Raw genomic sequence first — 21,573 nt, 5'->3', positions numbered from 1 at the left:
CAGGGTGTAGGGGCGCACGATAAAACTTACCCCTAAGTCACAAAACCAAAATTTGTGTAATTTTTGGCTTTTGGGATATGTCCATGATGATGAGATTTGTGGGGAGGACAGCATGAAGGATAATCTGTCGGCATCCTCTCGCGTAGATGCTGCGGAAGTGGGTACTGAATTAGAATGTTTGCCCTATAGTGTCCAGCATTACGATGAGGGTGTGTGTTTATTGGTGAAGATGGGCCCACACCGTATCCTGTTGGACTGTGGTTTGGAGGATATTTCATCGCTGGTTAAGGGGCTTACTAAGTCGGTAGGTGGAGCTAGTTCGTCCCTACCGGCAGATTTCGTTTTGATTAGTCATGCCCACCCAGATCACGCCAGAGGCTTACTGGCACTTCATAAAGCTTTTCCAAAGTTACCTATTTATGGTAGTGAAGTAACCAGCAAGTTACTGCCGTTGAATTGGCTAGACCAAGATGCTGAGAAAATTTCCGAATTTTGTCATGCCTTGCCGTTGCGATCGCCTGTGGAATTCCAAGATGGTTTGGTGGCAGAATTATTTCCCGCAGGGCATCTACCGGGGGCAGTGGCAATTCTCCTTACCTACACCACAAAGCAGCGTACTTACAAACTACTGTATACAGGAGATTTTTTCCTGTCAAACTCCCGGTTGGTAGAAGGTTTGCGTTTAGAGGAATTGCGAGGATTAGACTTGGATGTGCTAATTATTGAAGGCAGTTATGGCACATCCCGGCATCCTCACCGCCGCAACCAAGAAAATCAACTAGCAGAACGAATTAATCGGGCGATCGCTGACCATTGTTCCGTGATCCTTCCCACTCCTGCTTTAGGATTGGGTCAAGAATTATTAATGCTCTTACGCTCTCATCACCACTTCACCGGACGAGATATAGATATTTGGGTAGATGGTGCTGTCGCTACTGGGTGTGATGCCTATTTAGAGCTGCTAACCCACCTTCCCCCATCTGTACAAAACTTCGCCCGCCATCAACCCTTGTTTTGGGATGAACGGGTGCGTCCTCGCGTGCGTCGTTTACAAGCAGAACATCGTTCCACTGTGGGTAAGTCTCCTTGTATAGTCCTTACCGACTCTACAGATGATTTGGGTAAGCACTGTCAACTAGACACTGGTCCTTGGCTGATCCTTTTACCAGAAAAAATTGATATAAAAGTTAATAAAGAATATTTAGCACCCACCACTGTCGAAACTTATCTCTTGGCTCAACATAGTGATGGCCCTGGTACTACGCAGTTAATTCATAATTTGCGACCCCAGCACGTCATTTTTGTTCACGGTTCTCCTGCCTACTTGGCAGACCTGACTAGCTTAGAGGAGTTGCAAAACCGCTACCATATCCATTCCCCGGCGGCTGACATTTTAGTAGAATTGCCTATCGGCGATACATTTTTACAACCGGCAGCACCAGAAACTAACTACGAAGGCGAACTGACAGAGTTGGGAACAGTAATCACAATCACCTTAGCCGATGTGATTACTGCTGATCCTCGTTGGCGGCAATTTGCTGATACTGGTTTAATCGAAGCTCGTTGGCAAGGGGAAGAACTAGTATTGAGGGGATTGTCTCAACGAGAATTGCTCAACCAAAATAGCGATCGCTATACATGGACAGATGTAGACTGTTGCGGTACTTGCCGACACCAAAGGGGGCAGCGATGTTGGAATCCAGCTTCCCCGTTGTATAACTTTAAGGTAACTCTAGAAGGTTACTGTCCTGCTTTTGAAGGTTTAAATGATAGCCAATAGTCATTAATCCGGTGCCCTTGGTCATTTTTAATTAATGACAAATGACGAATGACTAATGACTAATGACTGATTATTCTGGATTCGAGTCAGTGTAACGGTTGTGGATGCGTTCGGCTTCGGGACAGTCTTCAGTCATCAAAGGTTCCACATTACCGCGTGGTACTGAAGCCAGTTTTTGCGTTACAGCACCAATGCTCTCGAGGCGAACCATTTCTTCCCAAGAACAAACTTCGTCCTCTTCTTCTGTTTCATAACGTAGGGTCACTAAATCTCCCTCTATGTCGATGATGCGGGCGCGTTCAATCCAGCGTTGCTGGTCCCGCAAGAAAACACATACCTCGCGCCCATCGCAACAGAGTTGATAAATCTTGCGGTGTAGCATGTATTGTTTCTGCCTTTTTAAACAACGTAGTTAAACCTGTCAAAATCTGGGTTCTACCCCATTACATTACACCTTTAAGAGGTTAATTTCACCTTTCAGAACAAGTATGCTTCATAACTTAATCCCAAGACTTGCTTGTAGTTGTCAAATATTAGGAAATTTTAAGTCATAAATCAATGGTTGCTCTAGCAATGAATTCAATCTCCCTTCGGCTCATTCTACCGAATGCGTGCTTCATAGAAGTCAAACAATTCGGAACCTGTTCTAACCAGGTTCATATTTGCTGGTGAGTCCTTTTTACCATTATGTAATAAAGAATACTCCAAAACAATCGTTGATTGCGGTTGTTTAACTTGCCTAGTTTTACTCATTGGCATTACTGGGAAGTCCGGGGATTTGGCTTTACTTTTACCCATGTGTATCTGATCTTAACTCATTCTCTTGCTGACCTTGATGGTTTTCAACAATAAGACTCAAAGAGTTTTAAGTTTTTAAGATTTTCGCCTGATGATGGCTAAGGAAAAGACAACCGAGTAGGTGAAAGAAGCAGAGAGGCAAAGGAGATAAGGGGCAGAAAGTAAAGACGATAAAAAAATTACCCTCTGCTTCTTTTGGAGTATCAGCAAGATTTATACGGTAACGGAAATTCCATAAGCACGTTCGACGAAGACGCTTCTCGTTTAATTTTACCTACGCGAACTGCATCGTATAGGGCTGCGAGGGCTGACAAATCCTCTTCCTTCCAGCATTTAGTGACCAGCACTTGATGAAGTAAACCCTCAGATTCAACACTAAGATATCCAGTTTGGAAAGCAGATTCAACGAGTGTGCGAATCATCTTGGTTAGGGCAGAGTAAATAAATTCCTTACCTCAAGTGTGAAACATTTCCCTTTGCTACTCGTTGATATGGAACATGAATATCAAGTGATTATAATTACACGTAATTAGTGATTCCAATCACAACAATGGGCTATAGCATGAAATTTCGATGCATCTATCTATAGATATACGCAAAGGTATGGTTATAAAAATGTTTAGTACCAATCTTGAGATGGCACATAATTTAAAAACATTAAAATATAGAAAAATTTTTAAGCAAATATCCAAAAAATAGCCTGAAACATACGCAATCAAGCAAAAAACTGGCGAAAATCTTCATCCTTTTGACTTAATTGCACCCAGTCTAAGTTTAAGGACTGGAATTTTTGCGCCAAGCGATCGCAAGCCGGACGTTCGGTAGCGTAATGTCCGGCATCGATTAAAATGAGATTGCGATCGCGGCTTTCTTGAAACTGATGAAATTTACAGTCAGAAGTCAGATAAGCTTGGGCACCACTTTTGACGACGCCTGAAATAAAACTAGCCCCCGAACCACCCAAAACAGCAACTCGTGAAATTGTTTGCTGTAAATCATTAGTTGGAGAAAAAATCAAATTAGGGGGAGCAAGTCGGGTTTGAATAGCTGCGAGTAATTCCTGTAATGTTAGAAATGGCTCTAGTAAACCAACACGACCATATCCTAATCCTGCTTGTGTCGGTACTATAGGAGTAACTTCTTTAAGTTCTAAAATCTGAGCTAGAACGTCAGCAGTACCATCCTGCACTTGATCGAAATTTGTGTGAGCAGTGTAAATACCAATATTGTGGGTGAAGGACAACCGTACCATTTCTGCGATCGCTTCACCAGTGCGTAAAGATTTGGGGGGAGTAAAAATTAAGGGATGATGAGCAAATATTAGATTAGCATTCAGAGCGATCGCTTCCTGCATTACTGCCAAAGTCGGTGTCAAACATACCAAAACCCGTGCTTTTTCCTGCAACACTCCTGGTTCAATCTGCCAGCCGCAATTATCCCAGCTTTCACACCAAGCGGGATTTGCCCATGCTTCAAACCAAGTAATTAAGTCAGCAATTTTCATAACTATTTTTTTCAGCAATTTTTAATTTTAATTGCTAATTAGTGTTTCTGTGGTTGAATATTTAATTCTAATGCTAATTGCTGTCGTATTTCTTGGAAAGGTTTGTTCCAGACAGGGCTGGCATTCCAGTTCCACACTGCGACTGGGATAAATTGCTCCTCAGCAAGACAAGTTAACAGACGATATTCATCTTCTGGCTCACGAGAAAATGTGAAGGGATTGCGGTAACCTGTGTCACATAATTTATAAGATGTGACCTGACCGTGATTAATCCGTTGTAAAATTTCTTTACCTTTAGCGAGCAAATAATCTAAATAAACCGGACTAAAAGGCTCTATATGTGCGCGTTTTTGTGGCTCTTTTTGTACCCATCTTGCCCAGTCAAACCCATACATAAAATCGTGAACGTAACGGAAGCGGATTTCTGTTTTACTTCCAAACATTTCGATCAGAGAAACCATCTTTTCACCAAAAACCTTTAAAAAAGTAATAGCACCCTCATCTGCTACTAAAGCCTGTCTAAGCATACTACTGACTAGAAAATCAAAATCCCAAAAGATGTTTTCTGGAAAGTTTTGTAACTGAGTATGAACTATATTTTCGAGAGTTTCCTGAATGGTTAAAATAATTTCAATTTCGGTGTTTTGTTCAGTAATCAAATTTCCCAATTCTGAAAAACTAGTAATTAATGTCTTTTGGGGATTAAGTGATAACAAATGAATAGACTGTTGGGCAAGTATTTCATCAATATATTGGAAAGTATGAGTTGGTGTCAGTTCTTGCTTCATAATAATTGAAATAGCCCAGACAGCTTGCACTAAATATTAGTTTATATCGAAATAACTAGGTTTCTAAATAATCACAAATAAACTTTACTTTTTAATTTACAAATTGACACGAATTATTTGGTGTATATCTAATTAATTTTCATAACAAAGCGATCGCGGCGAAATTTACTTAATGTATATCACCGCAAGTTTATGAGATTATAGCCAAAGGGTAAGTGGGATAACCAGAGTATTTAAACTCTACAGAACTCCATTTTAAATAAAACTTGAGAGTCGGCTATCCAGAAATATGGACAACCAATTCTCTTAAATGACTGCGTTGGCGGTGTTCCCAAATATAAATTCCCTGCCAAGTTCCCAGTACTAAATGACCACGATTAATAGGGATATGTTCAGAAGTTTTGGTAAGAACTGTACGGATATGTGCTGGCATATCATCAGGCCCTTCTGCATCGTGGATGTATTTGCCTGATTCTGGGACGAGTTTTGCCATAAAGTTAGCTAAATCCACAAGAACATCAGGATCGGCATTTTCTTGAATGACTAAACTGGCTGAAGTATGGCGTAAAAATAGAGTACAAAGACCAGTTTCAACTCCCGATTCTGCAACTGTGGCTTCAATTTTCGCAGTGATATTGTAAAAAGATTTACCCGTGGTGGAAATTTTTAGTAGTTTTTGGTAGTGAGTCATCTATAATTTAATTGATTATTTACTAATAACCGTTAATTTTTTAGTCTAGATGATTTGTCTCACCATATAAATAAAGTTTATAGTGGTTCTCGTTTGTATACAATACGCACTTTGAAGTTCAATTACTGCGAAAATAATTAATTACAGCATGAGCGATCGCTTCATTACCATCTTTAGCAATTGGTTCAGATTGCTTTGGCAATTGAGGTAACTCACGCAGAAAATCCCAAGTCCCTTGAAAAAACTCAGATGGGGTAATGATTTGATGCTGGTTATAATTTGTAATGCCTTCTATTAGAAAAGTTGCTTCGGCAAAGTCCTCACGGGGGATGGTAACAATAGGTACTCCTAATAGTGCGGCTTCAGCAAAAGTGCTGTAACCAGGTTTAGAAACGACTCGCCCACAAATAGGCATAAAATCTACAGGGCGGTATTTGCGGTCATTAATTTTTACTAAATTAGGTAAATCAGGAGCAGATTGATCAAAGACAATAAATTGCCAATCAGGAAATCGCCGCAGGTTATCGTAGGCAATTTGCTGTAAACCCAAGCCACCAAAAGTTAACAAAATAGTTTTTTCTATTGGTGCAGTTATTCCCCAAAGAGAACGTAAATCATCAGCAGAGTAACGGGGGGAACCGCCTGTTAAACCGACATCTGTGATATTGTGAAAAGCTTGCATTGGTTCGTGGAAGGGAAGACGAAATAAGCGATCGCACTTTGAATACCAATCACTAATCCAATCTGCAACTGCGGTAAATTCATCTCCCCAATCTCGGTAGATAAAGTCCCAGCCAAAGTTACTTATCATCCAGCAGGGAATGTTTGCACCTTTGGCAAACCCAGGAGTGAGGAAGGGAATATCTGCCAAAATGAGATTAACGCGATTCTGGCGGATAAAATTAACCTCTGAGGCAATGAGAGAATTTTGATGCTTTTTAATATCTAGCAACTTTTCTAAAGTCGCTACTTTATCCATTGTCAAACTATCGGTTTGCACCACACCCAAATCAAATGCACGGTGACGATAGATAAAATCGCCTTCTATATAGCACTCTAGCAACCAGCGCGGGGCAGTAGTTACCAGAATTAGCAGAACTTCTGGACATAATTTTTGAATTGTCGCAGCTACAGAAGCCATGCGAGTAGCATGACCAAAGCCGTGGTTAGTTATCGCTAAGTATAAGATTGGGCGTTCCATTTTAAGTTAGGAGTTAGGAGTTAAGAGTTACAAGTTAAAATCATAATTCCCAAACTGATAACTTATAACTCCTAATTTTTAACTATTTTTGCAAAAGCTTTGAATCGCCTCAATCAATTGGTCGATTTCTGATTCTAAAGTAAGGTAATGGACGGTGGCGCGTATACAGCCAGGATCGGCAATCGTCCGAGTTAATATTCTTTGTGACTCTAAGAATTGTACTAACTTGAGATTAGCTTGAGGCTGATTATTTGCAAGTTGGAAGGAGACTATACCGCTTTCTGGTGGGGAAGTTCGTAGACACTTGACATCGGGTAATGCTACCAAGCGCCGCCAGAGGTACTCACTGTTTTGACAAATTTGCTCGTAACGTTCCTGTGAGGTTCCCCATTGCTGATGGATTGCGATCGCTTCCTTTAACCCAACATACAATGGATAAGCTAATGTAGACACTTCATACCGTCGCCCATCTGGAAGCCAATCCACAGGCTGAGATTGGCTATCCACAATAATGCCATTTAAGCCAATAAATGTAGGTTTTAAGCTTTCTCGTGCTTCTGGTCGCACATACAAACCACCAGCACCCGCAGGGCCACATAGCCATTTATGACCAGTAAAAGCATAAAAATCTACACCCAATTCAGTCAAGTTTAAAGGCAATAAACCAACAGATTGGGCAGCATCTATCAATAGAAAAGAATGATTATTTCTGCATACTTCGGCAATTTTATCAAGAGGCAAAACTTGACCAGTATTCCAGAAAACATGACTTAGTATTACAAGACGGGTATTAGGACGCAAATGCTGGGCAATAACTTTTACAGGGTCGCCCTCATTTAAAGTAGCTTTGAGAGGACAGGTAGTAACTTCCACAGCGAATCTCCGCGCAATTTCCTGTGATGTGGCAATTACGCCTGGATGTTCGCAGTCCGAGAGCAGCATATGATCGCCAGCACGCCACTCGATGCCCCACATGGCGATATTACAGCCAACAGTGACATTTTGGGTGAGAGTAATTGTTTGACTTGGTATATGTAACTCCGAAGCGATCGCTTCTCTTGCGGCTTGAGTCTGCGGTGCTATCCAGCGATACGCCTCATTGCCAAAGGGACCTATTTGCTGAACATAAGCCTGAGTTTGAGTCATAGCATCCATTGCCCTTTGGGGCATCGGGCCTTGTCCTCCATAATTGAAATAAGTCTTATTCGCTAAAGCGGGAAATTGCTCTCGATGGCTATGCAACCTGGTTTGTGCAACAGAAGTACTAGTCATACCAATTTTAGATTTTAGATTGTAGATTTTGGATTAGTCATTAGTTTCTCATCTTCCTCATTCTCCCACTCCATTATTAATTGTCTGAGTTACTGCCAGATTGTGCTAATTCTTGTTAACTTAAAAGGATGCTAATTAATGCTGAACTCGTACTGCAATACCAACGCTGTAAACGCCGGACTTTTCTAGATATCCACGGTGACAAAAGTCAGCGCGATGCTCCCAATGAGTTGCTGCAAAAACTGCAACAGGACAAAATCGCTCATCAGCTGAGTGCTTTGGCACAGATGACTTATCACCAACCAGATTATTCATACGGAAACTGGGAAAAGGCAGAGGAAGCAACTTTAGAATTGATGCAGCTTGGGGTTGAATACATTTATAAAGGAGTGCTGTTAGCAACTTATTCTGAAGGATACACCTTACTGAGTCGTCCAAATTTACTTGTAAAACAACCAGGACAGTCCCATTTTGGAGATTGGATGTATGTCCCGGCTAGTATTGAACTGGGTAAACGCCCTAAGCAAGAATATCAAGTTGTCGCTGCATTTCATGCTCAAGTGTTGGCAACAGTCCAAGGAGTTTTACCAGAAACAGCTTTGCTCATATTGCGAACGAAAAATTCCAATTATGCAGTGGATCTGTTCAAATGGACACCACGGATGCAGCAGATTCTAGAGGAGTTTATTGAAGTTTTAGAGTTACCGAATCCTCCAGAAGTGTTTATTTCTCGGCAAAAGTGCAATCTTTGCCATTGGTATAGTCAATGTTATGCTGCTGCTCAATCTGAAAAACACCTTTCACTATTACCAGGCGTAACACCTCTTCGCTACACTCAACTCCAAGATATAGCCATCAGCACACTAGAATCTCTTGCTAACACCAGTCCCAGCATCTTAGAAAACCTAGTGGGTTTCGACCGTGAAGTAGCACCTAAGTTAGTAGTGCAAGCTCAATCTGCACTGGAAAGACGACCCCTAGTTTTACCCTACCCGCCACCAATAAAAGATATTACCTTCACAGCCCCCGTAGAGCTTTACTTTGATATTGAAGCACAGCCAGATTTGGATTTAAATTATCTTTTGGGAGTTTTGGTCGTTGATAGACTTGCTAATACAGAACAATTTTATTCGTTTTTAGCAGATAAACCAGAAGACGAAGGATTAGTTTGGCAGCAATTTTTGGATTTGGTTTGGCAATATCCCGAAGCGCCAATTTATCATTTTTGTGTCTACGAGTTTGATACAGTCAAACGGTTGGCAAGGCTTTACAACACTCCTTCCTCCTTAGTCCGTCCTGTACTGAATCGATTTGTGGATGTATATGAACAATTAACGCAAAGTGTAGCATTGCCCGTAGAAAGTTATGCCCTCAAAGCGATCGCTCGTTGGTTAGGATTTGAGTGGCGAGAAAAAGAAGCTAGTGGTGCTAAATGTATTTACTGGTATGAACAGTGGCTAGAAACAGGCGATCGCACCTTACTAGAAATTATCCAAAGTTATAACGAAGATGATTGCCGCGCAACCCGCGAAGTCAAAGATTGGCTTGTAAACTTTTTTCAGGATGAATATGGTTTGCGGCTAGCTTAAGTAATTTCGTATTATATCAAGGTTGTCAATTGGCTGTAATATATATCATCAGTGTCCAGATCCCCGACTTCTCAAAGAAGTCGGGGATCTAACTTTTCACGAATGATTTAGGAATGCTATATATCTTGTTTATAATTTTCACACTTCAACAAAATATCTATGCAGCTAATTAAAAATATCTTCGCAATTCCACGGATTATTTACTTCTTTATACCAATTATAATTATCATTATTTTACTCCACTTGTTACCCATAAATGGTGTTGAAGTTAGTAGCATAGAGTTTATTGGAGAAGCCACCTTAGCGAAAGGTTTAACTTTCCAAAAAGCTGAAGTTGGAGGTTTATCTGGAATCACCTTTGATGCAAAAAATAATCTTTATTATGCTATTTCTGATGACCGGGGACAAAAAGCTAATGCCCGTTTCTACACCCTAAAAATCGACTTAAGCAAGGATTATCTACAAAACGGTAGAGTTGCCCCTATTAGCGTTACCACATTTTTAAATAAAAATGGTCAAACATTTCGCTCTAGTGAAACTGATACAGAAGGTATTGCCTTAACTAATAAAGCAAGTGTATTTATTTCTTCTGAAGGGGATGCTGCAAAATTCATTAATCCTTTTATTAAAGAGTTTTCCCTAGCTTCTGGTAGAGAAATTGCAATACTTCCTATACCAAACAAATTCTTACCAGATAAAACTTCTCAACAAGGTATCCGCAACAATTTGGCTTTTGAAAGCCTCACCATCACACCCGATAAAAAGCATCTATTTACAGCCACCGAGAATGCTCTAATTCAAGATGGCGTAGCAGCTAAACCTAACATCGGTACTCCTTGCCGAATTTTGCAATATAACTTGCTCAACAACCAGCCAGAAAAGGAATTTCTTTACCAAACAGAAGCAGTTTCGCCCTTTTTAAATATCACTGGCAAATTCGCTAGTGGATTACCTGATTTACTTGCTCTCGATAATCAAGGACACTTTCTAAGTTTAGAACGGTCTTTTACTGGTTTAGGATTTGCTATTTCTCTGTTTCAGGTTTCTTTAGAAGGAGCTGATGATATTTATAAGATAGATAGCCTTTTAGCCATTGACATCAAAAATATTAAGCCAGTTCAGAAAAAACTTCTATTAGATTTAAGAACCCTAGATGTACTGCTAGACAACATCGAAGGCTTAACTATGGGCCCTAAACTACCCGATGGTCAGCAATCATTAATTCTCATCAGTGATAACAATTTTAACTCCCTGCAACGTACCCAGATACTAGCTTTTAAAATTAAAATTGAAACACCACTAATCAGATTATTACGCCGTTTGCTCCCGAATCTCAACCGTTAACGGTACAGACTGATCGCGTCTTTAGTGCCATTGACTTTTTCCTGTGTATTCACGGAATCTACTAGCCAGCTTTATCTAGCTTATTTATAGTTTCAGTGTAATTTCTCAACCGTATTCATTAATAAATATGTTACACAATATTATAAGAAAATGTTCAGAGAGATTAACCATAATTACAAGATATGATTAATTTTCTAGAAATTGTGATATTTTCTAAATTCAAATTTAATGGTTATCTAAAGTTGTTAGAGTGCTTTGCCAACAATATTTTTCATAAATGAGTTTTATGTTACCCAATAAAATTGAGAATATGGTAGGGCAAAAAGCAGAATTAGATTATTACATTGGGCAATTTTTAAATAATCGCTATTTAATCAGAGATTTAATTGGCAAAGGAGGGATGAGTAGAGTTTATTTAGCAGAAGACACTGCTAAAGGAAGTATGCTGATTGCAGTCAAAATATTATCATTTAATTTGGCTAATCAGCATATGTCTCAACGCTTTGCCAGAGAAATTTTTATTGGCGCTCAATTAGGTCGTAAAAGTAAAAATATTGTTCGTATCTTAAATTATGGGTTTACCGAGGATAAAACTCCATTTTATGTAATGGAATACCTGCAAGGAAAAAATCTAAAACAAATTCTCAAAATTCAGCCTTTAATAATATCGAAATTTGTGGAGATTTGTAATCAAATTTGTTTAGGCTTACAATGTGCCCACCAAGGTATCAGTCTCAAAGGAGAAATTTATCCTATTGTTCATAGGGATATTAAACCAGAAAATATATTCATTGTTGAAGATACTAAACAAAGAGAAATTGTCAAAATACTCGATTTTGGTATTGCTAAGTTTTTAACAGAGCGAAGTGGCATGACGCTGACAGATTCTTTTATTGGCAGTTTGCCTTACTGTTCTCCAGAACATATGGAAGGGCGCAAATTGCTAGATGTGCGTTCTGATATTTACAGTTTAGGAGTACTAATGTTTGAGATGCTGACAGGAAAGCATCCATTTCAAACAAAAAGTAACTCTTTTGGTACTTGGTATCAAGCGCATCGCTTTCAAATTCCACCTACGCTTGAGGAAGTAAATCCGCAAGTCAAAATTCCGCAGGTGTTAGAAAAAATGGTGATGAGTTGTTTAGCTAAAGAAGTAAGCGATCGCCCTCAAAATATTAACCAAATATTAGAAATATTAGAAAAAGTAAATACTCAGATTAATGAAATTACTCCTAGTAATAATAGTGATATTATTAAGCTTTCAATTCCCGTTCAACTAGTCCCTGCAACTTCATTATCAGAAAAAGAGTGTTTACAGAAAAATTGGCCTAAGAATAAACCAATTGCCCCAATTGGGTTTCCCCATTTATTACAAACAACTCATAGAGCTATACCTACTTTTTGGGCGATGTTACCCAAACAAGAAATTACACAATTTTTCGATAAGATACATAACACTGAATTTATTAGTAAAATGGATGTTTACCCGATGCTATTGTGGGTAACATTGCTATACGATTCCCAACCTTCAATGGCTAAGTGGCTACCTTATTTTTTGGATTTAAAAGATAGTAAAGGACAGAGTATAGCACGTAGTTTGGCAGAAGTGGGGTACTATCATCTACTATTTTTTACCCTAGAAGATCCAAATCGCTGCTCTCATGTAACGACTTTAACCCTCACGGCTAACCAGCGACAGCAACTTATAGATTGCTTAGAGATGAACCAAAATTCAAATGAATCAATTTTGTCTAATCAAGCCAAAAATCTTCTAAAAACAGATTACGAAAAGCTGAAATTAGAAATTTTACAAAAGTTAAGCGTACATTATAAAGCTGAAAAAGAAGGCTTAAAAAATTGGATAGCTAATTTATTGGAGGTTTTTTTTAAATTTTTATCACGTTCTTGAAAGTCTACGATTAAAATCAAAATCCTTGCTACCAATTACCTAGTGATATTTTTATGCGTGTATTGCTAATTTTAAATGAACTCATCAGCAGAGGTAAAGACAGTGAATCAGAGCTTATTTACATCTCCAAGTCGTACGGGCTTGCTTGCCAATCGTTATCAACTCAAGCAATTAATTGGCAGCGGTGGCATGGGTGAAGTTTTTTTAGCAAATGATATTTTGTTAGGAGGTATACCAGTTGCTATCAAGTTTTTGACTCAGACTGTAGTTGACAGCAAAATGCAACAAGATTTTGTTCGTGAAGCTTTAATGAGTGCAGCTTTGAGCCAAAAAAGCTTACATATAGTGCGGGCGTATGATTATGGTGTGAATGAAAAAGGAAAACCATACTATGTTATGGAATATCTGTGTGGTAAGAGTTTAAAGGATTTTATTCCGCTCTCCTTGCCCATGTTTTTGACTCTCTCCCGCCAAATTTGTTTGGGCTTACAGTGCGCCCACCAAGGCATTAATATTGATGGTAAAATTTGTCCCTTGGTTCATAGAGATATTAAGCCTGCCAATATATTAATTATTCCCGATCCAATATTGGGTCAGTTAGTTAAAATTCTCGATTTTGGGATTGCTAGATTTTTAGATTATGCATCAACGTCTAGTACAAGTAGGGGATTTAATGGCACTTTACCCTACTGTTCTCCAGAACAACTAGATGGGGAAAAGTTAGATAGCCGCTCTGATATTTATAGCCTGGGTGTGATGATGTTTGAAATGCTCACAGGCAAAAAACCCTGGCAACCAGAAACTGATTACTTTGGCGCTTGGTATAAAGCACATCACTTTGAGCAACCAAAAGCGATCGCAGATGTTAAACCCACCCTTAAAATACCTCAGAAGCTAAATAACTTAATCATGTCTTGCCTTGCAAAAAAATCTTGCGATCGCCCACAAACTATCGCTGAAATTTTGCAAGTCTTAAACAGCTTAGAACAGCTAAATTGTCCTACTTTACCTACAATACCCTCTAGCTCCATCCTTAGCCGTCCTTTAGATTCTGGATTATCAATCATAGTAGAACAAAGCTGCCGTCAACTTTTGTGGCCTGAAAATAAACCAATTCAAGAAATTGTTTTTCCCCAGGTTCTAAACGCTGCCCAGGGAGGGATGGCAGCATTATGGTTAATGTTGCCTAAACAAGAAATCAAAAACTATGCAGTTTCTACCCGTTACAACCAATTTATCTTCATAACATCCCCTCACCCAATGCTGTTGTGGGTGACTGTACTCTACAATCGAAAATTGGCTCCTAAGTGGCTACCGTGCTACTTAGATATGAAAAATCCCCAAAATCTTAGGCTGGTAAGTTTTCTGGCTGAAAATGAACACTATCCTTTGATTTTCTTTACTTTAGAAGTACCACATTCCTGCACCAACGTTCTCAGCAGTCGCATCGAGCCAACTCAGCGACAAATGTTGAGAAACTGGGTACAACAGAGTTATCGTCTACCACCCGCTTCTGCGCCCCAGGTGAGCAAACAGCTATTAAAGCAGCAGTATAAACAAATGCAATCCCGGATGTTGCAGCATCTTGAATCAGAGCCACAGGTCGTATTATCAGGATCTATTTAAGGAAAAATTTGCACATTGGAGAGGCAGGACAAGAATAATTTCTAATTTTCAACTCTAAAACACTTGACAAGCAGAAAAAAAATAGTGATAATAGCAAAGTTGCCAAACAAGGGACTGTAGTTCAATTGGTTAGAGCACCGCCCTGTCACGGCGGAAGTTGCGGGTTCGAGCCCCGTCAGTCCCGTTATAAATTTATGAAAAGTGAATCACCGAACTAAACTTCGGTAATTTTGAATTTTGAATTACCCAAAGGGATGACTCAGAATTCAGGGTTTGAATATAAGCTACATTTATCATGCTTTGCGAAAGAGAGAATCAACTGTGACCGTTAGAGTCCGTATTGCGCCGAGTCCAACTGGAAATTTACATATTGGTACAGCTAGAACGGCTGTATTTAACTGGCTATTTGCTCGTCACCACGGCGGTAAATTTATATTGCGAATAGAAGACACAGACCTAGAGCGATCGCGTCCCGAATACACCGACAATATTCTTGAAGGACTGCGCTGGCTAGGACTTAACTGGGATGAAGGACCATTTTTCCAATCCCAACGCCTGGATCTTTATAAAGAAGCAGTACAAAAACTGCTAGATCAAGGATTAGCCTATCGCTGCTACACTACTTCCGAAGAACTAGAAACTCTAAGAGAAGCTCAAAAAGCTAGAGGCGAAGCTCCTCGCTATGACAACCGTCATCGCAACCTTACGCCAGAACAACGCGCCGCATTTGAAGCAGAAGGTCGCTCCTCTGTGATTCGCTTCAAAATCGAAGATGGGCGGGAAATTGTCTGGAACGACCTAGTAAGGGGAAAGATGTCTTGGCGAGGTAGCGATTTAGGTGGTGATATGGTCATCGCCCGTGCCTCAGAAGAAGGTAGCGGTCAACCTCTATACAACTTTGTAGTTGTAGTGGATGACATCGATATGCAAATCACGCATGTCATCCGGGGAGAAGACCACATCGCTAACACTGCCAAACAGATTTTACTGTATGAAGCAATGGGTGCAAAAATTCCAGAGTTTTCTCACACACCGTTAATTTTGAACATGGAAGGGCGCAAGCTTTCTAAGCGGGATGGAGTTACTTCCATTTCTGACTTTAAGCAAATGGGCTTTGTTGCCGAAGGTTTGGTGAATTACATGACATTACTGGGTTGGTCGCCACCAGATTCAACTCAAGAAATATTTACCCTAGAAACAGCAGCCAAAGAGTTTGGTTTTGAGCGTGTAAATAAAGCGGGTGCAAAGTTTGACTGGGACAAGCTAGATTGGTTGAACAGTCAGTATATCCACAATACGCCAGTAGATAAACTGACAGATTTACTCATACCTTATTGGCAAGAGGCTGGGTATAACTTTGATGGTGGAAGAGATCGCCCCTGGTTAGAGCAACTAGTAACTTTAATTAGCCAAAGCTTGACTCGTTTGGTAGATGCAGTACCTCAAAGCCAATTATTTTTTACCGACATAGTTGAATTTAGCGAAGAAGGCAGTACACAGCTGAAGCAAGAAGGTTCTACTGCTGTCCTTGAGGGGATTGTCACAGCTTTAGAAAATCAGCCGCAACTGTCAGAAGCCGCCGCCCAGGACATCATTAAACAAGTGGTGAAAGAGCAAAAAGTCAAAAAAGGCTTGGTAATGCGATCGCTTAGAGCAGCTTTAACTGGAGATGTTCATGGCCCCGACCTGATCCAATCTTGGTTACTACTAAATCAGATTGGTTTAGACAAATCGCGCTTGAATCGGGCAATAGCAGAAGCTAATTAGCGATTAATTCCGGATTTTAGAAATCTTTGAGATTATAGGGGCGCACAAATGTGCGCCCCTATCCATAAAGTAAAGCAACTATAAGAACAAAAAATCATTGGTTAATTACTAATGAATTATTCCTAATTTCAAATCTAAAATAGGTAGTCAATTCTCCTCACTTTGGGAACTTGGTGTGTAAAATTCATGTCTTCAAAAATACTTAGAAGCGAACGTAATTATAATGCTGACAAAAGCGCTCAATAGAGGGATGAGATTATCGTTCATAATAGTTACACTCTTCATCACATCGACAGTTAATGCTGGCGTTGATGCTCAGGAAGCGCCAACAATATTTGGAGATGTCACCATTAGCCCTCAGTTTTCGCCAGACCCCCTGACAGTTCGCGGCATGAGCGGTGGTTCAATATCTGGCAATCAAGTAGGTGGGAGAAGCGAAACAGCCACTGGCCCTTGTACCGGATTTGTTGATGAAACACCAGACCATACATTAGCGCTAACAAGTAAATTTGACTACCTAAAGTTGCAAGTACAAAGTCCTGAAGACACCACCATCATTATCAAGGGACCCGGTGGTACTTGGTGCAATGATGATTTTGATGGCAAAAATGCTGGCATTAGTGGTGAATGGCTGCCTGGAAGTTACCAAATTTGGGTTGGTTCCTACGAAAAAGGTAAGTATCTTCCTTACACTCTACAAATTACAGAAGTTAAGTAGAGAATCGGGTATTGGGCATTGGGCATGGAAAAGAGGCAGAGGGGAAAACTCTTCTCCCCTGCCCCCTGCCCCCTGCCCCCTGCTCCCTGATGATGATTGTCAAGGGCTAAAACCACACGAGGAGCATTGTGAAGAAATTCTCCATAGCTTTGCATCCCGTTGCCTCCCTTTTCTCGTGCGATATTGTATTAAAATTAAGTTAACTTTGATTAAGATTCTTGTTGGCATTGCCATAATGCGTCAATCGCTCTATGGCAATGCATATAAGAGATCCAATTAAACAAAATGGATTTATAGACATCCGTTTAACAGCTTAAAGTGACAGAGTGATTCACATTCAGTTGCTAATGCTAACGATTTGTATAGGCATCTAGAGGCAAATTAAAATGAAATTCTCTTGGAAAGTTGTAGTACTCTGGACGTTGCCGGCTTTGGTAATTGGCTTTTTCTTCTGGCAAGGGGCCTTTGCAGGCGCTCCTACTGACATGAGTAAGAATGCAGCCAATACCCGCATGACTTATGGTCGATTTCTAGAATACTTGGATGGCGATCGCGTCACCAGCGTGGATCTGTACGAAGGTGGTAGGACAGCAATTATAGAAGCCCGCGATCCAGACATCGAAAATCGTGTCCAAAGGTGGCGTGTGGATTTGCCTGTTAACGCTCCTGAGTTAATTAGCAAGCTCAAAGAAAAAGACATTAGTTTTGATGCTCACCCGATGCGGAATGATGGCGCAATTTGGGGATTGTTGGGCAATCTGATATTCCCAGTTTTATTGATTACCGGACTGTTCTTTTTGTTCCGGCGTTCTAGCAACCTCCCTGGCGGGCCAGGTCAAGCGATGAACTTCGGCAAATCCAAGGCGCGTTTCCAAATGGAAGCGAAAACCGGGGTCAAATTTGATGATGTAGCCGGGATTGAAGAAGCTAAGGAAGAATTGCAAGAAGTTGTCACCTTCCTCAAGCAGCCAGAAAGATTTACTGCTGTAGGCGCAAGGATTCCCAAGGGAGTGCTGTTAGTTGGACCTCCTGGAACTGGTAAAACTTTACTAGCAAAAGCGATCGCTGGTGAAGCAGGCGTACCTTTCTTTAGTATTTCCGGTTCGGAATTCGTGGAAATGTTCGTTGGTGTGGGTGCATCCCGCGTCCGCGATTTATTTAAGAAAGCTAAAGACAATGCCCCCTGTATCATCTTCATCGATGAAATCGACGCTGTTGGACGGCAACGGGGCGCTGGTATCGGTGGCGGTAACGACGAGAGAGAGCAAACCCTTAACCAGTTGCTCACCGAAATGGACGGGTTTGAAGGTAACACTGGCATCATTATTATTGCTGCTACCAACCGTCCCGATGTACTAGATTCAGCATTGTTGCGTCCCGGTCGCTTTGACCGACAAGTAACAGTAGATGCACCCGATATCAAAGGGCGTTTGGAAATCTTACAAGTCCATTCACGCAACAAGAAACTAGACCCTAGTGTATCTTTAGATGCGATCGCTCGCCGCACCCCTGGATTCACTGGTGCTGACTTAGCCAACTTACTCAACGAAGCAGCAATTCTGACTGCTAGAAGACGCAAAGAAGCTATTACCCTCCGCGAAATTGATGATGCAGTGGATCGGGTCGTCGCTGGGATGGAAGGCACTCCTTTGGTGGATAGCAAGAGCAAGCGCTTAATTGCATACCACGAAATTGGACATGCTTTGGTTGGGACTTTATTAAAAGACCATGACCCAGTACAGAAAGTTACCTTAATCCCAAGAGGACAAGCGCAAGGTTTGACTTGGTTTACTCCCAATGAAGAACAAGGGTTAATTTCTCGTTCTCAGTTGAAAGCCCGGATTACTGGTGCTTTGGGCGGTCGCGCTGCTGAGGAAGTGATTTTTGGGGCTGCTGAAGTTACAACTGGCGCTGGTGGAGACTTGCAACAGTTATCGGGAATGGCGCGGCAGATGGTGACTCGTTTTGGAATGTCCGACTTAGGGCCACTATCCTTAGAAAGCCAGCAGGGTGAAGTATTCTTGGGTCGTGACTGGACAACTCGATCTGAATATTCCGAATCTATTGCCTCTCGCATTGATGGACAAGTCCGAGCGATCGTGGAAGAATGCTACGAAAACGCTAAGAAGATTGTCCGTGACCATCGCACTGTCACAGATCGCTTAGTCGATCTACTCATTGAAAAAGAAACCATTGACGGCGAAGAATTCCGCCAGATTGTGGCTGAGTACGCTGAAGTCCCTGAAAAGCAACAGTACGCACCGCAATTGTAAGCTGTGAAAGAAAAATCTTGAGCTATTGCTCAATTTAAATGGGGATAGTTAAAACTATCCCCATTATTCTATGTAAAAGTTATAATACAAAAATACTACCAAAATCTACGTATTGACAAAAAACACAAGATGTGAGCCAAGTTAAGAACCATATCTTTCGTAAGGGTACAGCATCGTCTATTTATGATCGCGGGATAATTAAGAAAAGCCTGAAAACTTCCTGAAGCTCGTTAATTCACATCACAATGCATTTGTACAGTGCGTAAGTCCTAACTACTAGCCCTTTCAAGGTGGTGAAATTTAGAAGGAGAATTGGTTATTTCAACCTTCAAAAAGCCCAAAATCTGAGCGGAGGATTCAAGATGGTAGCACTGAAACAACGTATCTTCGTTGGTCACCTTGAAAGGGCTAGTCCTAACTACATAACTTTTTAGTCTAGGAGTGAATTGTGCCAACAACAAAAGATCCTCGCCTCCTTTGCGCTCAACATTCCCTTGAAGGTTTATCGGTGGGTGATGCTTTTGGAGAGCGATTTTTTCTCCATCCAGATGTGGCAGAAAGTCTGATTGTCGCCCGTGCCATCCCAGCATCACCTTGGTACTATACCGATGACACCCAAATGGCGCTTTCGATTGTGGCAATTCTTCAAGAATATGGAGAAATTAACCAAGACAGGCTAGCAGAAAGCTTTGCCAAGCAATACGACAGCCAACGAGGTTATGGTGCAGCAATGCACAGGCTGTTAACACAAATACGCAATGGCGAATCTTGGCAGAAATTGGCAAGTAGTCTGTTTAACGGACAGGGTTCCTATGGAAATGGGGCGGCAATGAGGGTTGCACCCATAGGGGCATTCTTTGCTGAGGATCTGGATTTGGTTGTTAGTCAAGCTCGTTCTAGCGCCGAAGTAACTCACAGTCATCCAGAAGCGATCGCCGGTGCAATTGCCGTAGCAGTTGCTGCTGCTTGGGCGGCAAGATTACAAGGTTCTATACCTAGTAAACAAGAGTTTCTTAACCTTGTCTTACCTTATGTACCCGAAAGTGAGGTAAGTTCAAAAATCCGCCTTGCTTGTGATTTGTCGGAGAGAACACCAGTGCAATCAGCAGCTACTCTGCTGGGAAATGGCACTTATGTCTCAGCACAAGATACAGTCCCCTTTGCACTATGGTGTGCTGCCCAGCACCTTGATAACTACGAAGAAGCACTGTGGTTAACTGTAAGTGGCTTGGGAGATAGAGATACTACTTGTGCGATCGCGGGTGGTATTGTGGCGGTATCTACAGGTGTGTCAGGTATTCCCACGGCATGGCTGCAAGCACGAGAACCTTTGCCCAAAGGTGATAGAGAAACAATCACACTTTTCCGTCCTACTGGGCCAAAAGAACTGGCTTTGATTAAAAAAAGTGGCGATCGTGAATTTCCTCCTCGACTACCTGAACAGCCTATTTTCTACCCGGTACTTAACGAAGAATACGCCGCACAAATTGCCCGTAACTGGAATGCGGCAAGTACTGACACAGGATACATTGGCTATGTAACACGTTTTCAGGTGCGTGCAGAGTTTTTAAGCCGCTACTCCGTAAAAACTGTAGGCGGTTCCATACATCAGGAATATTGGATACCTGCGGAAGATTTACCTGAATTCAACCGCAATATCGTTGGTTTAATTGAAGTAATATCAGAATTTCGCCAATCACCAACTTGAAAATCCGAAACTGTTAGCCCAGGTGATGTATACAAAAATCTACCCACTTTTATTTGCACAATTTATGAATACTAAGTTATTGACTCTTGCTTCTTTAACGTTGGCGGTTTCTTCTCTAACTGTTAGTACAGTTGTAGCAAAGGCGAAACTGACAAATCAGGCAAAATTGTTTATCAATGGAATCGGCACAGTAAGAGTTGGGATGACTGTTTCCCAAGCGGCAAAGGCTGCTGGTACTAAGCTAGTGGGTGATTCACCCAATAACAATTGCTACTATGTTAAGCCACAAAATGAACCCAAAAATATTTCGTTCATGGTCACAAAAGGTCGCATTTCTAGAGTAGATGTGCGGCAGAATACCCAAATTACTACCCTCAAAGGTGCAAAAATTGGCGACACCGAAGCGCAAATTAAGTCTCTTTACCCAGAACAAATTCAAGTCACACCTCATAAATACGTCCAAGGCGGACACTACTTGACATTTATCCCCAAAGACCGTGCTGACCAGAACTATCGCGTTGTCTTTGAGACTGATGGTAAGTTTGTTACTCAGTTTCGCTCAGGTAAACTACCAGAAGTTGAATTTGTCGAGGGTTGTTCTTGAT

18 protein-coding genes and 1 tRNA gene are annotated in these 21,573 nt (G+C 41.0%); 11 read left to right on the top strand and 8 right to left on the bottom strand.

Translation table 11 applies throughout. The features are described from left to right. The first annotated feature begins 112 nt into the window (after positions 1–112). Positions 113–1,780 (top strand): MBL fold metallo-hydrolase, encoded by a 1,668-nt coding sequence (locus H6G96_RS21015; protein ID WP_190913247.1) that lies wholly within the window; start codon positions 113–115, stop codon positions 1,778–1,780. Positions 1,781–1,850: 70 nt separating this feature from the next. Here the strand turns inward: H6G96_RS21015 and H6G96_RS21010 are convergent, their stop codons facing one another. From H6G96_RS21010 to H6G96_RS20980, 8 genes are all read right to left on the bottom strand, one after another. Further along, complete coding sequence (locus tag H6G96_RS21010; protein WP_012408115.1) at positions 1,851–2,162, bottom strand: DUF6679 family protein; 312 nt, start codon at positions 2,160–2,162, stop codon at positions 1,851–1,853. A gap of 218 nt (positions 2,163–2,380) precedes the next feature. Beyond that, a complete protein-coding gene (locus tag H6G96_RS40925; RefSeq protein WP_206757672.1) occupies positions 2,381–2,533 on the bottom strand; it encodes a hypothetical protein in 153 nt (50 codons plus the stop codon). 248 nt (positions 2,534–2,781) lie between these two features. Beyond that, entirely contained in the window at positions 2,782–3,000 is a 219-nt protein-coding gene (locus H6G96_RS21005; protein ID WP_190913246.1) for a hypothetical protein, read from the bottom strand. Positions 3,001–3,293: 293 nt separating this feature from the next. Continuing rightward, positions 3,294–4,082 (bottom strand): Nif3-like dinuclear metal center hexameric protein, encoded by a 789-nt coding sequence (locus H6G96_RS21000; RefSeq protein ID WP_190913245.1) that lies wholly within the window; start codon positions 4,080–4,082, stop codon positions 3,294–3,296. 38 nt (positions 4,083–4,120) lie between these two features. After that, positions 4,121–4,870 carry a hypothetical protein gene (locus H6G96_RS20995; RefSeq protein WP_190913244.1) on the bottom strand — a complete coding sequence of 250 codons (750 nt, stop codon included), beginning with the start codon at positions 4,868–4,870 and terminating at the stop codon, positions 4,121–4,123. 277 nt (positions 4,871–5,147) lie between these two features. Continuing rightward, on the bottom strand, positions 5,148–5,561 hold the full coding sequence (locus H6G96_RS20990) for a secondary thiamine-phosphate synthase enzyme YjbQ (RefSeq protein ID WP_190913243.1): 414 nt from the start codon (positions 5,559–5,561) through the stop codon (positions 5,148–5,150). A 118-nt stretch (positions 5,562–5,679) separates the two neighbouring features. Next, positions 5,680–6,762 carry a glycosyl transferase gene (locus tag H6G96_RS20985; protein WP_190913242.1) on the bottom strand — a complete coding sequence of 361 codons (1,083 nt, stop codon included), beginning with the start codon at positions 6,760–6,762 and terminating at the stop codon, positions 5,680–5,682. Between the two features lie 78 nt (positions 6,763–6,840). Then, positions 6,841–8,034, bottom strand: coding sequence for an aminotransferase class V-fold PLP-dependent enzyme (locus H6G96_RS20980; RefSeq protein WP_190913241.1), 1,194 nt, complete (start codon positions 8,032–8,034; stop codon positions 6,841–6,843). A 128-nt stretch (positions 8,035–8,162) separates the two neighbouring features. Between H6G96_RS20980 and H6G96_RS20975 the strand changes: the two genes are divergently transcribed. The 10 genes from H6G96_RS20975 to H6G96_RS20930 all read left to right on the top strand — a co-directional run bounded on the left by H6G96_RS20975 (position 8,163) and on the right by H6G96_RS20930 (position 21,572). Then, entirely contained in the window at positions 8,163–9,623 is a 1,461-nt protein-coding gene (locus H6G96_RS20975; protein ID WP_190913240.1) for a TM0106 family RecB-like putative nuclease, read from the top strand. Positions 9,624–9,782: 159 nt separating this feature from the next. Next, positions 9,783–10,967, top strand: coding sequence for an esterase-like activity of phytase family protein (locus H6G96_RS20970; protein WP_190913239.1), 1,185 nt, complete (start codon positions 9,783–9,785; stop codon positions 10,965–10,967). A 286-nt stretch (positions 10,968–11,253) separates the two neighbouring features. Continuing rightward, a complete protein-coding gene (locus tag H6G96_RS20965) occupies positions 11,254–12,876 on the top strand; it encodes a serine/threonine-protein kinase (RefSeq protein WP_242063352.1) in 1,623 nt (540 codons plus the stop codon). A gap of 102 nt (positions 12,877–12,978) precedes the next feature. Beyond that, a complete protein-coding gene (locus tag H6G96_RS20960) occupies positions 12,979–14,502 on the top strand; it encodes a protein kinase (RefSeq protein ID WP_190913238.1) in 1,524 nt (507 codons plus the stop codon). Between the two features lie 110 nt (positions 14,503–14,612). Next, positions 14,613–14,686 (top strand) — tRNA-Asp (locus H6G96_RS20955). A 137-nt stretch (positions 14,687–14,823) separates the two neighbouring features. Continuing rightward, positions 14,824–16,269, top strand: a complete 1,446-nt coding sequence (gene gltX / locus H6G96_RS20950) for a glutamate--tRNA ligase (RefSeq protein WP_190913237.1) — start codon at positions 14,824–14,826, stop codon at positions 16,267–16,269. 223 nt (positions 16,270–16,492) lie between these two features. Continuing rightward, a complete protein-coding gene (locus H6G96_RS20945) occupies positions 16,493–16,987 on the top strand; it encodes a hypothetical protein (RefSeq protein WP_190913236.1) in 495 nt (164 codons plus the stop codon). Positions 16,988–17,373: 386 nt separating this feature from the next. Continuing rightward, a complete protein-coding gene (gene ftsH2, locus H6G96_RS20940; protein WP_190913235.1) occupies positions 17,374–19,260 on the top strand; it encodes an ATP-dependent zinc metalloprotease FtsH2 in 1,887 nt (628 codons plus the stop codon). Between the two features lie 448 nt (positions 19,261–19,708). Continuing rightward, entirely contained in the window at positions 19,709–20,968 is a 1,260-nt protein-coding gene (locus tag H6G96_RS41485; protein ID WP_347242259.1) for an ADP-ribosylglycohydrolase family protein, read from the top strand. Between the two features lie 64 nt (positions 20,969–21,032). Beyond that, on the top strand, positions 21,033–21,572 hold the full coding sequence (locus tag H6G96_RS20930) for a hypothetical protein (protein ID WP_190913234.1): 540 nt from the start codon (positions 21,033–21,035) through the stop codon (positions 21,570–21,572). Position 21,573: the final 1 nt, after the last annotated feature.

The sequence above is a fragment of the Nostoc sp. FACHB-892 genome, assembly GCF_014698795.1.
In the GTDB taxonomy this organism is placed as follows: Bacteria; Cyanobacteriota; Cyanobacteriia; order Cyanobacteriales; family Nostocaceae; genus Nostoc.
The sequence above is the reverse complement of the archived record's forward strand: the minus strand, read 5'-3'. Positions and strand labels throughout refer to the sequence as shown.

Excerpts from the sequence above, each read along its gene's own strand:
- H6G96_RS20990 (WP_190913243.1), bottom strand. The coding sequence starts at position 5,561 with ATGACTCACTACCAAAAACTACTAAAAATTTCCACCACGGGTAAATCT.
- H6G96_RS21005 (WP_190913246.1), bottom strand. The coding sequence starts at position 3,000 with ATGATTCGCACACTCGTTGAATCTGCTTTCCAAACTGGATATCTTAGT.
- H6G96_RS20930 (WP_190913234.1), top strand. The coding sequence starts at position 21,033 with ATGAATACTAAGTTATTGACTCTTGCTTCTTTAACGTTGGCGGTTTCT.
- ftsH2 (WP_190913235.1), top strand. The coding sequence starts at position 17,374 with ATGAAATTCTCTTGGAAAGTTGTAGTACTCTGGACGTTGCCGGCTTTG.
- H6G96_RS20945 (WP_190913236.1), top strand. The coding sequence starts at position 16,493 with ATGCTGACAAAAGCGCTCAATAGAGGGATGAGATTATCGTTCATAATA.
- H6G96_RS21015 (WP_190913247.1), top strand. The coding sequence starts at position 113 with ATGAAGGATAATCTGTCGGCATCCTCTCGCGTAGATGCTGCGGAAGTG.
- H6G96_RS40925 (WP_206757672.1), bottom strand. The coding sequence starts at position 2,533 with ATGAGTAAAACTAGGCAAGTTAAACAACCGCAATCAACGATTGTTTTG.
- H6G96_RS20995 (WP_190913244.1), bottom strand. The coding sequence starts at position 4,870 with ATGAAGCAAGAACTGACACCAACTCATACTTTCCAATATATTGATGAA.
- H6G96_RS20965 (WP_242063352.1), top strand. The coding sequence starts at position 11,254 with ATGTTACCCAATAAAATTGAGAATATGGTAGGGCAAAAAGCAGAATTA.
- H6G96_RS21000 (WP_190913245.1), bottom strand. The coding sequence starts at position 4,082 with ATGAAAATTGCTGACTTAATTACTTGGTTTGAAGCATGGGCAAATCCC.
- H6G96_RS20985 (WP_190913242.1), bottom strand. The coding sequence starts at position 6,762 with ATGGAACGCCCAATCTTATACTTAGCGATAACTAACCACGGCTTTGGT.
- H6G96_RS20980 (WP_190913241.1), bottom strand. The coding sequence starts at position 8,034 with ATGACTAGTACTTCTGTTGCACAAACCAGGTTGCATAGCCATCGAGAG.
- H6G96_RS21010 (WP_012408115.1), bottom strand. The coding sequence starts at position 2,162 with ATGCTACACCGCAAGATTTATCAACTCTGTTGCGATGGGCGCGAGGTA.
- H6G96_RS20970 (WP_190913239.1), top strand. The coding sequence starts at position 9,783 with ATGCAGCTAATTAAAAATATCTTCGCAATTCCACGGATTATTTACTTC.
- H6G96_RS20975 (WP_190913240.1), top strand. The coding sequence starts at position 8,163 with ATGCTAATTAATGCTGAACTCGTACTGCAATACCAACGCTGTAAACGC.